This window comes from Pseudophaeobacter sp. 1A16562 (assembly GCF_041008785.1).
In the GTDB taxonomy this organism is placed as follows: Bacteria; Pseudomonadota; Alphaproteobacteria; order Rhodobacterales; family Rhodobacteraceae; genus Phycobacter; species Phycobacter gallaeciensis_A.
Window position 1 is genome coordinate 38412 of record NZ_JAXGFT010000008.1, and the last position, 12307, is coordinate 50718.

Genomic DNA, 12307 nt, shown 5'->3' on the forward strand with positions numbered 1-12307 from the left:
AGCGCCCTGTGGCGGGGCTTGCAAGCGCGCGATGTGCTGCCGTTGCGGACTGGGCCGTGCCTGGTCAGTCGAACTTGCGCGAGGGCGCCATCACCATGGCTTCGCCGACCAGAACCTTCTTGCCATCGACCATGCAGCGGCAATCGAGTTTGACCCGGCGTTTGTCGATCTGGATGTCGGTCACTTCGACCTCGGCCAGCACCATGTCGCCGGGGCGCACAGGTGCGAGGAATTTGAGTGATTGGCTCATGTAGATGGTGCCATGGCCGGGCAGCTGCTCCCCGATGACGGCGGAAATCAGACCGGCGGTCAGCATCCCATGGGCAATACGGCCTTCAAAGATGGTGTCGCGGGCATAATCGTCATCCATATGGACCGGGTTATGGTCGGTCGAGACATCGGCGAATTTCTGGATGTCCTCATCCGTCACCACCTTCCGCAGGTAGCGGACCATGCCCATTTCAATGTCTTCGATGCAGATGGTTCCGCGTGGCAGGTTATCCAACATGCGCCCCTCCGGGTTGACTGGCTCGGGTAGATGCCTTTGAAATTTTTGGACGCATGGGGCGCCCTGTTCTGCAACTTTATTACTTTGCAGTTGCAGAAAATCAAGGCTTTTCTGGTCTACCGCAGGCGGCCGATGGTAAAGGTCGGTGCGCTGTTTTCCTTTGTCAGGTATGCGGTTAGTGCCTCTGGTTCCGGTTGGTGCGACGTTTTGGTTTCCGATGCCGCAAGCCCGCCCGAGATGAAGAGGGAATCAATTCCTTCCCCCATGGCACCCGAAACATCGGTGTGTGGGCCGTCGCCGATAGCCAGAATATCGCCATCGGCAATGTCCTGTCCCAGCTCTGCCAGGCGGCGGCGGGCCAGGTCATAGATCGGCGGATGCGGTTTGCCGAAGTACAGGCTTTCCCCGCCCATTTCCGTGTAAAGCCGCGCCAGCGCCCCGGCGCACCATTCACGGGTCTCTCCTCGGTCCACCACGATATCCGGGTTGGCGCAGAGGAGTTTCATGCCCTTCTGCTTGGCATAGAGAAAATCAGCCCGGTTCACGTCGGGATCTGCCATCGGATCAAAGGGGCCACAGCAGACGATGCCGGTTGCCTCTTGCAGCGGGACGCGCGTGATTTCGACAGGTGCGTCGATCACATGAAGAGGTTCAAAGAACCCCGCATCACGCTGCCATTCCCCCATGAAATAGACCTTCTCTCCCACGGCCCCGGTGAACATCGCGGCCCGCGCGGAGTCGCCGGAGGTCGCGATGGTGTCATAGGCATCCTGCGGCACGCCGAATTGCGCCAGCTGCTCAGCCACACCGGCCCGCGGTTTCGGAGAGTTGGTGAGCAGTACCACGATGCCGCCACGCTGGCGGTAGGCCTGAAGGGCGGAAACGGCCTCGGGGTAGGCGGTGATGCCGTTGTGCACACAGCCCCAAAGGTCCACGAACAGCGCCCGGTAGGGATCGGAAACCTCGGCAAGCGTTTCGATGATGCGGGTCATGATCGGGTCCTTTCCTCTGTGAACCTGCGGGCGCGGCAATACGGCGCCAGATATGCCCGAGTTCCCATCCCCGCGCCAGCTTGAATTCCCCGTGCCCGGTGCGGCGGGTTTCGGCGCAAGACAGGACCTGGTGGCGAGTCTTCGCCTAGGCGGAACAAGATATGGGTGGGTAGGGGTTTATTAAACATTCTAAAAACACAATGTGTGTGCGTGCGAACACGACAAGTGATCTGAAAAGGCATAGCAATGACATACAAAACCTTCACTCAACGACTTGCACCGGCAATGGCCGTGGCCGTCCTTGTGGCATCGGCCCATCCGGTGCTCGCATCGCATGCAAACCCCTGGGCGGAAGAGGACGACGAGGTCCTGTCCCAGTATCACGATGAAAATCAGGCGGTTTCCGAAGACACCCCGGGCGAGGATGAGATGAACGGCGTCATGACCCGGAGCGCGCATGGCAAGCTGGGCACCGCGGGCAGTGACACTGGCCAGGGTAGCGGTGGCGGTCATAGTGCCGACGCGGGTGGTGCCGGAAATGGCGGCGGTGGCCATGGCGGCGGCAACGGTGGTGGTGGTCAAGGTGGCGCCGGAAATGGCGGCGGAGGAAATGGCGGTGGCGCTGGCAATGGTGGCGGACACGGTGGTGGCCATGGCGGTGGTCGCGGCTGAACCTATTGGACCAGTGGCGCCGGGCGCCGCTGGTCAATCTACCGCGCCGTGGTTACGGGTATTGTTCCTCCCGAAAACTGTCGAGGGTCCGACCGGTTCTTTTCCGCATTACGCGGCGTAGCGCGGTTGCATCAGCATAACCCACACGAGCTGCGATCTCATCGGCGGTCAGGCCCCGGGTTCGGAGCAAACGGATTGCTTCCGTGACCCTTAGGATCTGAACAAAGGCTGTCGGGGTCATCGCGGTAACGCGTTGCAGGTGCCGGGAAAAGGTGCGCGGAGACATGCCGCAGGCCGCCGCCAGTTCGGCAATGCTCACCTGTCGCCTGATGTTGCGACGTAAGAAGAGTTCGGCCTGCTGCAGATCGGGAGCTGCGGACAGCAAAGTGCCAACCGAAAGATAAGGCAACTGGCTGGGGCGGCTATCAGCCATCATGAAACGACGACAGTCTTCGGCAACGGCGAAACCGGCAAAGCGTTCGATCAGGTGCAACAACAAGTCGATGTGTGAGAATGCAGCCCCGGCGGTGACCAGTGGGCCATCCTCCACTACAATGTCACGGCTGTTCAATCGGACCCTTGGGTACATGGTCTTCAGCAAAGGGGCCAGCCACCATGTTGTCGTGGCCACCCGACCGTCCAGCAACCCTGCCTGTCCCAAAGCAAAACAGCCCGAACAGGACCCGGCAATGATCGTTCCGGGCGCGGCCAGTTTGACCAGAGCGTCAGTCAGCGTGGCGAATTGGACGGTTTGTGTCGTCTCACGCACCTCGCGTTCGGTCGCAAGACCCATCCCCGGCAGAATCACAAGCTGTGCCGAAGCATCCGGTGCAAGTGCCTGACTCGGAGTGAGTTGCCTGACCGTGAAAAAGGGGGGCTTTCCGTTTATACGGGCAACCCGGTTGGCCGCCTCCAGCATGTCGCCCGAGATCGCGAGACTGGAGCGCTGGCAGGGATCGGGGCAAAGGATGATGGTGTCGATAGTGGGCATTTGTCCATTTTGGCCTGAAAGATGTCAAATGCGACACTATGATGCCGACGTGCCCCTGTCCATCTTGTGGCAAAGCCAGAAGGAGAGACGTGATGAAAATGGAAGGTGGGTGTTTCTGCGGTACGCTACGCTACCAGGTAGAAGGCAGGCCGTTGATGAAGGGGCAATGTCACTGCCGGTCTTGTCAGCACCATTCGGGCGGCGCGCCGAATTTGTTCATGGTGATGCCGAAACAGGGGTTCAGTTACACCCAAGGGACCCCGAGACAGTTCCGGCGTGATGCAGCCGATGCGATGGTGACGCGCGACTTCTGCGAAAGCTGCGGCACGCATGTGGCCAACCACCGCGACGGTCTGGAGGCGGTGATTGTGAAAATCGGAACGCTTGACGATCCGGCACGGTTCGGCGGCCCGAAAGTAGCGCTGTACCTGGCCGAGAAACAGGCATTCCACCACGTTCCCGACGGTGTGCATTGTTTCGATGGATTGGCGAGTTAAGAAAAAAGGCGCCCCAAGGGGCGCCTTTTCATAGGAAAATGTGCTCGAACTCAGACCTTGAGGTTCGGGATGATCTGCTTCTTGCGGCTCATCACGCCGGGCAGAACGACGGTGTCGCCTGTCGCATCGGCGTCAAAGCTTTTCTTGGCGACGGTTTTGACCAGATCGTTCGGCACCAGCAGGGTGGCTTCTTCGTTCAGGATGTCGACAACGAACAGCAGCACCTGATCCACGCCGTCTTCGCTGGCGACGGTGGTCATGCTGTCCATCAGGCTGGCCTTGCGGTCCAGAACGACGCCCGGCGCGGTGGTTTCCAGAACCGAAACGCGGAACTTGGTGCCGTCGACTTCGTATTCCTTGGAGTCCATGCGGATCAGCTCGGCATCGGAGAAGGAGGACACATCGGATTTCGCGGCGAACATCTCGGCTGCGTAGTCGGCAATGTTGATGCCCAGATCAGCGGCCAGTTTTTCGGCGACGGCGCGGTCGTGATCGGTGGTGGTGGGCGAGCGGAACTCCAGCGTGTCGGACAGGATGCAGGTCAGCGCGGCGCCTTTGATGGCTTCGGGCATCTTCGCCATGTCATCGCCGATCAGGTCGTGCATGATTGTTGCGGTGCAGGCCAGCGGACGGATGGTGATGTCGATCGGGCCTTTGGTTTCCAGACCGCCAACCAATTTGTGGTGATCGATGATGGCCTGAACGTCGGCGCCGTTGATGTTGGCGGGCAGTTCGGCCGGGTTGTTGGTGTCCACGATGACAACGGCCTGATCGTCGGCCACATCCGCCATGATCTCGGGCTTCTCGAGGCCCCAGCGCTGCAGCATGAAGGCGGCTTCGGTGTTGGGTTCACCCAGCAGTTTGGGCGCGGCGTCGATGCCTTTGATCTCGTTCAGGTACCAGGCCCAGACGATGGGGGAGCCGGTGGAATCGGTGTCGGGAGACTTGTGGCCGAAAACAAGCGTGGTCATGATGCAGTCCTATACATAGCGGGCGATTTTGCGCGCCTTATAACAGGGCAGGGAGGTTTGTCACCCCGCCAGCGTTGCAGCTGTTGCGGGGCGGCCATGCAGGAGGCGCCGGGGACACGGTTTTGGGCGAAAGGTCGCACAGGAACCCGTATCACCTGAATGCAGGGTACGCCAGTCAGGTGTCAGAACGCGGCGCGTTGCAGATGATATCCCTGTTTGGCCAGAAGGTTCAGCACGCCATCGGGTCCCGGAAGATGCAGCGCCCCGACGGCAACGACGATGCGGTCGCCATCGGCAGCCTCGATCACCGGGACCCAGTTGTGGTTGCGCTCGCGGATCAGGAGATGCATCGCCTCGGCCCAGAGAGCCTCGGCCTCGGCGGCGGGCAGCTTGGTGTCGGCTTTAAAACGCTGCTTGGCCAAGGCGAGATAGAAACGAGCCTCTTCGTCGAAATAGCTTTCCGCCATGGTATGGTAATCATCGGGGCTGCCGTTTCCGTACATCGATAATGTGGCGCGCATCTGCCGGACCTGTTCGTCCAGCGGGTGCAGGTTCAGCGTTTCGATCACCGTCAGCGGGTCTTCGAGTGATGCCGTCGCAACACCGTTTTCATGCGCCAGCATCTCCAGACGCCGGTCCATGCCGTCTTTGATTTGCTCCTTCTGTTTGAGGCACGGCGGCAGGGAAAGCGACAGTGACAGAAACCAGGGGCGCATCTTGGCGGCCATCCAGGGCGGAATGCCACGCGCCGCGCTGCGTTCAGAGAGCAGCGCCCAGTCCTCTTCTCCCATGCGGTCGATCAGGGAGGGGCCTTCGGTGATCAGATACAGGGATGGGGTTTTCCCCATCTGTTTCTGCATGGCGGTCTGATCTGCGCTCGTCGCTTCAAGCATTAGCGTGTCGGCGCTGGTGATCAGTGGTGTCAGATCTTTGGTGATCTTCTCCATGCGGGGATCATTGAGATGCATCGTGCCAATCACATGCACCCGGCGGGTGCCTTTGGTCGCAATCCAGTGGTTGCCTTCCTTGAAGGGCACATCGGCGAGGTCGGCCTGGATCTGTTCGCGCTCGGCCGGGCTCAGCGTCAGGCGAAGGTCGTTGCCGCCGCAGGCCGCAAACACCCCACCGGGCAGCAGGCAGAGAAAAAGAAGGAGGAAGGCGCGCATGGTATGTCCTTTTGTCTGTGGCCCTCATGCTATGGGCGGGCGGCACGCACGACAAGCAGGACGCGATCTGGCTTGATGTGGTTTTTCTCGCGGTCATTGCTGGTTATGCTGCGGGCATGGAAAAAGAAGAACAGCTGTATCCCCCCATCAAGGCGCTGCTGGAACGGCAGGGCTATGAGGTGAAGGGAGAGGTCGGTGCCGCCGATGTGGTGGCGCGGCGCGGGGATGAGGATCCGGTGATCGTCGAGCTGAAGCTGCGGTTTGCCCTGTCGCTGTTCCATCAGGCCGTGTCCCGGCAGGCCGTGACAGATCTGGTCTATATCGCGGTGCCAAAACCAAAGGGTAAACAGGCGCGGCGGATGCTGAAGGACAACCTGTCCTTATGTCGGCGTCTTGGCCTTGGATTGATCACTGTTTTGGCTGATGGCCGGGCCGAAGTGCAATGCGATCCCGGCCCCTATGCACCGCGCAAATCCAAGGTCCGCAAACAGCGCCTGCTGCGGGAGTTCGACCGGCTGCGCGGGGATCCGAATTCCGGTGGCGCCACCCGCCACGGAATCGTCACCGCCTATCGGCAGGATGCCCTGGTCTGTGCCGCGCATCTGGCGCAGCACGGTGCCTGCAAGGGGGCTGAGGTAGCGCATACAACCGGCGTTGGGCGGGCCACGACGCTGATGCGGGACAACCATTATGGCTGGTTCACCAAGGTCGAGAAGGGCATCTACGAGCTTAGCGAACAGGGGCGCAGCGGGTTAGCGGACTGGGATCACAGCCTTTCTTGAACAGGTCCGCAGAGCTGCTTCAGATTGCTGCGTTGCGGCAGTCTGATTTTCCGTGCGGGATGGGTCAATTTTCTTGCATCAAACCTGTTGACTCGGCGCAGGCCGCTGCCTAGCTATTGCTCCGTTAGCACTCACCCGGTGTGAGTGATAACGCCTCTGCGGAGAGCAGGGGCAGACCAGATATAACAACCTTTGAGCCTATTAAGGAGCTGCAAAGATGGCATTGAAACCGCTTCATGACCGTGTGCTGGTGCGCCGCACCGAAAGCGAAGAGAAAACCGCTGGCGGGCTGATCATCCCCGATAGCGCCAAGGAAAAGCCCTCCGAAGGCGTTGTTGTCGCCACCGGCGAAGGCGCCCGCAAAGACAGCGGTGAGCTGATCGCAATGGCCGTCAAAGCCGGCGACAACATCCTGTTCGGCAAGTGGTCCGGCACAGAAGTTACCGTCGACGGCGAAGAGCTGCTGATGATGAAAGAAAGCGACATCATGGGCATCATCGAGTAAGCCCACCGGCTTCTCTGATCCCCCTTTATCGCTGACAACTACAGATTTTCTCGAGGAGAAACAGATATGGCTGCTAAGGACGTCAAATTCGACACCGATGCCCGCAACAAGATGCTGAACGGCGTGAACGTTCTCGCTGATGCTGTCAAAGTGACCCTGGGCCCCAAAGGCCGCAACGTGGTTCTGGACAAATCCTTTGGCGCACCGCGCATCACCAAAGACGGTGTTTCGGTTGCCAAGGAAATCGAACTGGAAGACAAGTTCGAAAACATGGGCGCCCAGATGGTGAAGGAAGTTGCTTCCCGCACCAACGACGAAGCCGGTGACGGCACCACCACCGCAACCGTCCTGGCCCAGGCGATCGTGCGCGAAGGCCTGAAGCAGGTTGCTGCTGGTCTGAACCCGATGGACCTGAAGCGCGGCATCGACATGGCAACCGCCAAAGTCGTTGAAGGCATCAAAGAAATGGCTCGCCCGGTGAACGACTCCGCTGAAGTCGCTCAGGTTGGCACCATCTCCGCGAACGGCGAAGCCGAAATCGGCCAGCAGATCGCAGACGCGATGCAGAAAGTCGGCAACGAAGGCGTCATCACCGTCGAAGAAAACAAAGGCATGGAAACCGAGACCGACGTGGTCGAAGGCATGCAGTTCGACCGTGGCTACCTGTCGCCCTACTTTGTCACCAACCCGGACAAGATGATCGCAGATCTCGACGACTGCATGATCCTGCTGCACGAGAAGAAACTCTCCTCCCTGCAGCCGATGGTTCCGCTGCTGGAGCAGGTCATCCAATCGCAGAAACCGCTGCTGATCATCGCGGAAGACGTCGAAGGCGAAGCGCTGGCAACTCTGGTTGTCAACAAACTGCGCGGCGGCCTGAAAATTGCAGCCGTCAAGGCACCGGGCTTCGGCGACCGCCGCAAGGCCATGCTGCAAGACATCGCGATCCTGACCGGTGGTCAGGTCATCTCCGAAGATCTGGGCATGAAGCTTGAGTCCGTCACCATGGACATGCTGGGCACCGCCAAGAAAGTCGAGATCACCAAAGACGAGACCACCATCGTTGACGGTGCAGGCGAGAAGGCCGAGATCGAAGCACGCGTTGCTCAGATCCGCACCCAGATCGAAGAAACCACCTCGGACTACGACCGTGAGAAGCTGCAAGAGCGCGTTGCCAAACTGGCAGGCGGTGTTGCTGTGATCCGCGTCGGCGGCATGACCGAAGTCGAAGTGAAAGAGCGCAAAGACCGTGTGGATGATGCTCTGAACGCGACCCGCGCAGCCGTGCAGGAAGGCGTGATCGTCGGTGGCGGTGTTGCTCTGGTTCAGGCCGGCAAGGCGCTGGAAGGTCTGGAAGGTGCAAACTCCGACCAGAACGCCGGTATCGTGATCGTGCGCAAGGCTATCGAAGCGCCGCTGCGCCAGATCGCCGAGAACGCAGGTGTCGACGGTGCGGTTGTGGCCGGTAAGGTCCGCGAAAGCTCCGACAAGAACTTCGGCTTCAACGCTCAGACCGAAGAATATGGCGACATGTTCTCCTTCGGCGTGATCGACCCGGCCAAAGTGACCCGTACCGCACTGGAAGACGCAGCCTCGATCGCAGGCCTGCTGATCACCACCGAAGCCATGGTTGCTGACAAGCCGTCGAAAGATGGCGCAGCTGGCGGCGGCATGCCCGACATGGGCGGCATGGGCGGCATGGGCGGCATGATGTAAGTCACGCCATCCAACCGGATGATTTGGGGGTCGCCTTCGGGCGGCCCCTTTTTCTTTTTTTGGGGAGAGCGCGTGCCTCCTTGCCTGTTTTTCGTTCCAGACCTGCGCCAATACCGAAATATTTTGATTTTCTTCGAAGTTGTCCCGTACGCTGAACCCGTTCAAAAAATTGTGCACTGGGGGACGTGATGAAGGGATTGGCACTGCTGGCGGTTGTTGCTGCCACTTTTGGAGCTGTAGAGGCAGCAAGGGCGGACAGTCTGAAATGGACGATCCGCAGCGATTATCCGCATATCGTAAGTCTGGAATTCTACAGTCAGGACTATCGCCGTGCCTGGCCCGGAGACGGTCAGGTCTATATCGTCGACGACTACGATGTGCGCGAATATAGCCTCAGCTGTGAGACCGGCGAGACGATCTGCTATGGCGCCTGGGTGCGCGGCGACAGCAACAAGTATTGGGGTGTCGGTCTCAACAATTCACAAAGGTGCAATGACTGTTGCTACACCTGCGGATACGGTGATACCGACCTGCGTATTCTGAACTGATAGGCGGGTCATTCCGGCCTGAAACGGAGGCCGGTGATGAAACTCGTTGTTCTGGTTCTGCTCGTCCTGATTGCCTTTGCGGCGAATTCGGTTCTGGGCCGCATGGCCATCGGCTGGGGCTATATGGATGCGATGGGCTTTGGCCTGCTGCGCCTGGCTTCTGGCGCCGTTGCCCTGGTGTTTCTGGTCGCGCTGCAAGCGGCCCGGTCACGAAGCAAGGGGGCGGGGGAGACGCCGGTCGCAGGATGGAAAGACGCCCTGCTGGGCGGGGCGGCTCTGACCCTCTATATGATTGGATTTTGTCTCGCTTATCAGGGGCTTGATGCTGGTCTTGGCGCGCTGGTTCTGTTTGGCGTGGTGCAGATTTCCATGTTCGGCTGGGGCGCGCTGCGTGGCAGTCGGACAACGGCTGGTCAGGTATTGGGGGCCTTGGTGGCGTTTGCGGGTCTCGCCTATGTGGTCTGGCCCAGCGGCCCGGTGCAGGTGCCGCCGGGGGCTGCTGCGCTGATGACGCTCAGCGGTCTGGGCTGGGCGGTTTATACCCTGCTTGGGCGTGGTGCGGGCGATCCTGTGCGGGCTAGCGCGATGAATTTTGTGGTCGCAACCCTAATGATGCTGCCTTTCATGCTGTTTGCGGCGGCATCGCTCCATGCCTCGCCCGAAGGTATCCTGCTGGCGGTGATATCCGGGGCTGTCACCTCGGGGATGGGCTATGCGCTTTGGTACCGTGTTTTGCCGGAATTGCAGCCTGCGGTCGCTGCGACGATCCAGCTGAGCGTCCCGATCATTGCCATTCTGGGAGGCTTTGTCTTTCTGGCCGAACCCGTGGGGCTGCGGCTGGCGCTGGGAACCTGTGCGGTCCTTGGCGGGATTGCCCTGGTGATCTGGAGCGCACCGCGCGCGCGATAGGGGCTTTTCGCTGGCGCGGTGCATGTCTATCTGATCTGCATGAAACGTCTTATGTCCCCTGTTCTTGCAGCGCTGTCCCTGTTGCTGCCTCTGCCCGCTCTGGCGGATTGCGCCATCCTGCTGCACGGGCTGGCTCGCACGGAATCGTCCTTCTCGGTGATGGAACAGGTTCTGGAGGGGCGCGGCATCACCGTGCAGAGCCCGGGCTATCCTTCGACCGAGGAACCTGTGGCCGTGCTGGCCGAACAGACGCTGCCTGATGCCTTTGCGGCCTGCGGCGATCAGCCGGTGCATCTGATTACCCATTCGATGGGCGGCATTCTGGTGCGACAATGGCTGCAGGACAACCGACCGGAAAATCTGGGCCGCGTTGTCATGCTAGCGCCTCCGAACCATGGTAGCGAACTGGTGGACGAACTGGGCGACTGGGAGGTGTTTGGCCTGCTGCACGGACCGGCGGGTTTGCAGCTGGGCACCGGGCCGGAGAGCCTGCCGAACCGGCTGCCGCCTGCGGATTTCCCCTTGGGGATTATAGCGGGGAACCGCTCGCTCAACCCGGTGTGGTCCAGTCTCATTCCCGGTCAGGACGATGGCAAGGTTTCGGTTCAAAGCACCCGGCTCGAAGGGATGGCCGATCACATCGTACTGCCGGTCACCCATACATTCATGATGAACAATCCGCTGGTCATCGCCCAGGCGCTACATTTTCTGGAGCATGGCCGGTTCGATCCCAAGATCACCTGGCTTGATGCGGTGCTTGGCCTGCCCGACGGCCTGTGCGATGAGGGCGCCTGTACCGACAAGGCGGCAAAGGAGCCGGGAGCTGATGACACTTGAACTGACGCTGCAGGGCGCCGATGTGCTGCTGCCTGAGGGGCTGGTGCCGGGCGCGGAACTCTCACTCGCGGAGGGGGCAATCGTCGCGGATCGCGCCGGTCGCGCGGTGGATCTGTCTGGCTATCTGGTACTGCCGGGCATCATCGACCTGCACGGCGACGGGTTCGAACGCCATCTTGCCCCCCGACGCGGCGCGATGAAGCAGATGGACGAGGGCGTCATCGCTGCCGAGGCAGAATTGGCAGCCACCGGTATCACCACGGCGGTTCTGGCGCAGTTCCACAGCTGGGAAGGCGGGCTGCGCGCGCCGGACTATGCCGACCAGGTCTTTGCTGCGATCACTGCTGTGCGGAACCGGGTAGTGACGGATATCCTACCACAGCTACGGTTCGAGACTCATATGCTGGATGACTACGCGGGCCTGCCTCAGCGTATTGCGGCGGCCGGAGTGGGCTATGTTGTTTTCAACGATCACCTGCCGCATGACCGGCTGGCAGTGGGAAAGAAACCGCCCCGGCTTGTGGGGCAGGCGCTGAAGGCGGGGCGCAACCCGGAGGTCCACTGGCAGATGCTGCAGGATATGCACGCCAGATCGGATGAGGTGCCTGCTGCTCTGAATGCGATCTGCGCCGAACTTGGCGCTATGGGCGTGCGTCTTGGAAGCCATGATGACCAAAACGCGGCCATGCGGGCCGAATGGCGGGATCGCGGTGTGCGGATCAGCGAATTTCCGGAAACATTAGAAGCGGCAGAGGCGGCACGGGCCGGGGGCGATCATATCATTCTGGGCTCCCCGAACGTGGTGCGGGGTGGCTCGCATAAGGGCAACGTGTCTGCGGTTGAGCTGATCGCCATGGGGCTGTGTGATGCGATCGCCTCGGACTATCACTATCCCAGCCCGCGCCGCGCTGCGCTGATGCTGGCCCGTAGCGGGCTGCTGGATCTGGCAGGGGCCTGGGATCTGGTGTCAAAGGGCCCTGCCGAAGTTCTGGGGCTGGATGACCGTGGAGAGTTGGCGCCAGGCAAACGCGCCGATGTGGTGATCCTTGAGAAAGACAGCCAGCGGGTTGCGGCAACCCTGTCGGGCGGGCGCGTCAGCTATATGAGCGGCGAGATCGTGGCGCGCTTTCTAGGCTAACCCTCAATCGGGCAGGCAGGGCGCGGCCTCTCACGCCCGGCTGGCGGACCCTCAATGCTGCGCCCGAAACCCGCC

At 60.8% G+C, this 12307-nt stretch carries 14 protein-coding genes; 9 read left to right on the forward strand and 5 right to left on the reverse strand.

Features of this window, described 5'->3' with window-relative positions:
- Positions 1–64: 64 nt before the first annotated feature.
- Complete coding sequence (locus tag SM764_RS12505; RefSeq protein ID WP_065272884.1) at positions 65–508, reverse strand: MaoC family dehydratase; 444 nt, start codon at positions 506–508, stop codon at positions 65–67.
- Positions 509–624: 116 nt separating this feature from the next.
- A complete protein-coding gene (locus SM764_RS12510) occupies positions 625–1500 on the reverse strand; it encodes a TIGR01459 family HAD-type hydrolase (protein WP_274830153.1) in 876 nt (291 codons plus the stop codon).
- Positions 1501–1746: 246 nt separating this feature from the next.
- Between SM764_RS12510 and SM764_RS12515 the strand changes: the two genes are divergently transcribed.
- On the forward strand, positions 1747–2172 hold the full coding sequence (locus SM764_RS12515) for a hypothetical protein (RefSeq protein WP_368948204.1): 426 nt from the start codon (positions 1747–1749) through the stop codon (positions 2170–2172).
- Positions 2173–2224: 52 nt separating this feature from the next.
- Here SM764_RS12515 and SM764_RS12520 read toward each other — a convergent pair whose 3' ends face one another.
- Positions 2225–3163 carry a GlxA family transcriptional regulator gene (locus SM764_RS12520; RefSeq protein WP_368948205.1) on the reverse strand — a complete coding sequence of 313 codons (939 nt, stop codon included), beginning with the start codon at positions 3161–3163 and terminating at the stop codon, positions 2225–2227.
- Positions 3164–3255: 92 nt separating this feature from the next.
- Here SM764_RS12520 and SM764_RS12525 point away from each other — a divergent pair, with 92 nt between their 5' ends.
- Positions 3256–3660 carry a GFA family protein gene (locus SM764_RS12525; RefSeq protein WP_368948206.1) on the forward strand — a complete coding sequence of 135 codons (405 nt, stop codon included), beginning with the start codon at positions 3256–3258 and terminating at the stop codon, positions 3658–3660.
- Positions 3661–3710: 50 nt separating this feature from the next.
- Here the strand turns inward: SM764_RS12525 and SM764_RS12530 are convergent, their stop codons facing one another.
- Together SM764_RS12530 and SM764_RS12535 are read right to left on the reverse strand one after the other, a co-directional pair.
- Positions 3711–4631, reverse strand: a complete 921-nt coding sequence (locus SM764_RS12530; protein WP_368948207.1) for a manganese-dependent inorganic pyrophosphatase — start codon at positions 4629–4631, stop codon at positions 3711–3713.
- 182 nt (positions 4632–4813) lie between these two features.
- Complete coding sequence (locus tag SM764_RS12535) at positions 4814–5797, reverse strand: TraB/GumN family protein (RefSeq protein ID WP_369001922.1); 984 nt, start codon at positions 5795–5797, stop codon at positions 4814–4816.
- A 116-nt stretch (positions 5798–5913) separates the two neighbouring features.
- On the opposite strand from SM764_RS12535, the gene SM764_RS12540 reads away from it, so the two are divergent.
- The 7 genes from SM764_RS12540 to SM764_RS12570 all read left to right on the forward strand — a co-directional run bounded on the left by SM764_RS12540 (position 5914) and on the right by SM764_RS12570 (position 12232).
- Positions 5914–6579, forward strand: coding sequence for a DUF2161 domain-containing phosphodiesterase (locus SM764_RS12540; protein WP_369002006.1), 666 nt, complete (start codon positions 5914–5916; stop codon positions 6577–6579).
- Positions 6580–6796: 217 nt separating this feature from the next.
- Positions 6797–7084 carry a co-chaperone GroES gene (locus tag SM764_RS12545; RefSeq protein ID WP_065272891.1) on the forward strand — a complete coding sequence of 96 codons (288 nt, stop codon included), beginning with the start codon at positions 6797–6799 and terminating at the stop codon, positions 7082–7084.
- 66 nt (positions 7085–7150) lie between these two features.
- The gene (groL, locus tag SM764_RS12550) at positions 7151–8800 is read left to right on the forward strand and encodes a chaperonin GroEL (protein ID WP_065272892.1); all 1650 of its coding nucleotides are present in this window, start codon (positions 7151–7153) and stop codon (positions 8798–8800) included.
- A gap of 188 nt (positions 8801–8988) precedes the next feature.
- The gene (locus tag SM764_RS12555) at positions 8989–9348 is read left to right on the forward strand and encodes a hypothetical protein (RefSeq protein ID WP_369001923.1); all 360 of its coding nucleotides are present in this window, start codon (positions 8989–8991) and stop codon (positions 9346–9348) included.
- Positions 9349–9384: 36 nt separating this feature from the next.
- Positions 9385–10257, forward strand: a complete 873-nt coding sequence (locus SM764_RS12560) for a DMT family transporter (RefSeq protein WP_369001924.1) — start codon at positions 9385–9387, stop codon at positions 10255–10257.
- A 51-nt stretch (positions 10258–10308) separates the two neighbouring features.
- Positions 10309–11094, forward strand: coding sequence for an alpha/beta fold hydrolase (locus SM764_RS12565; protein WP_369001925.1), 786 nt, complete (start codon positions 10309–10311; stop codon positions 11092–11094).
- Positions 11081–12232, forward strand: coding sequence for an alpha-D-ribose 1-methylphosphonate 5-triphosphate diphosphatase (locus SM764_RS12570; RefSeq protein ID WP_369002007.1), 1152 nt, complete (start codon positions 11081–11083; stop codon positions 12230–12232). The genes SM764_RS12565 and SM764_RS12570 overlap by 14 nt, the downstream gene beginning before the upstream one ends.
- The last annotated feature ends 75 nt before the right edge of the window (positions 12233–12307 follow it).

What these genes read in the sequence shown, in the direction of transcription:
- SM764_RS12555 (WP_369001923.1), top strand. Translation starts at nt 8,989, where the DNA reads ATGAAGGGATTGGCACTGCTGGCGGTTGTTGCTGCCACTTTTGGAGCT.
- SM764_RS12560 (WP_369001924.1), top strand. Translation starts at nt 9,385, where the DNA reads ATGAAACTCGTTGTTCTGGTTCTGCTCGTCCTGATTGCCTTTGCGGCG.
- SM764_RS12520 (WP_368948205.1), bottom strand. Translation starts at nt 3,163, where the DNA reads ATGCCCACTATCGACACCATCATCCTTTGCCCCGATCCCTGCCAGCGC.
- SM764_RS12510 (WP_274830153.1), bottom strand. Translation starts at nt 1,500, where the DNA reads ATGACCCGCATCATCGAAACGCTTGCCGAGGTTTCCGATCCCTACCGG.
- SM764_RS12535 (WP_369001922.1), bottom strand. Translation starts at nt 5,797, where the DNA reads ATGCGCGCCTTCCTCCTTCTTTTTCTCTGCCTGCTGCCCGGTGGGGTG.
- SM764_RS12525 (WP_368948206.1), top strand. Translation starts at nt 3,256, where the DNA reads ATGAAAATGGAAGGTGGGTGTTTCTGCGGTACGCTACGCTACCAGGTA.
- SM764_RS12515 (WP_368948204.1), top strand. Translation starts at nt 1,747, where the DNA reads ATGACATACAAAACCTTCACTCAACGACTTGCACCGGCAATGGCCGTG.
- SM764_RS12505 (WP_065272884.1), bottom strand. Translation starts at nt 508, where the DNA reads ATGTTGGATAACCTGCCACGCGGAACCATCTGCATCGAAGACATTGAA.
- SM764_RS12540 (WP_369002006.1), top strand. Translation starts at nt 5,914, where the DNA reads ATGGAAAAAGAAGAACAGCTGTATCCCCCCATCAAGGCGCTGCTGGAA.
- groL (WP_065272892.1), top strand. Translation starts at nt 7,151, where the DNA reads ATGGCTGCTAAGGACGTCAAATTCGACACCGATGCCCGCAACAAGATG.
- SM764_RS12530 (WP_368948207.1), bottom strand. Translation starts at nt 4,631, where the DNA reads ATGACCACGCTTGTTTTCGGCCACAAGTCTCCCGACACCGATTCCACC.
- SM764_RS12565 (WP_369001925.1), top strand. Translation starts at nt 10,309, where the DNA reads ATGTCCCCTGTTCTTGCAGCGCTGTCCCTGTTGCTGCCTCTGCCCGCT.
- SM764_RS12545 (WP_065272891.1), top strand. Translation starts at nt 6,797, where the DNA reads ATGGCATTGAAACCGCTTCATGACCGTGTGCTGGTGCGCCGCACCGAA.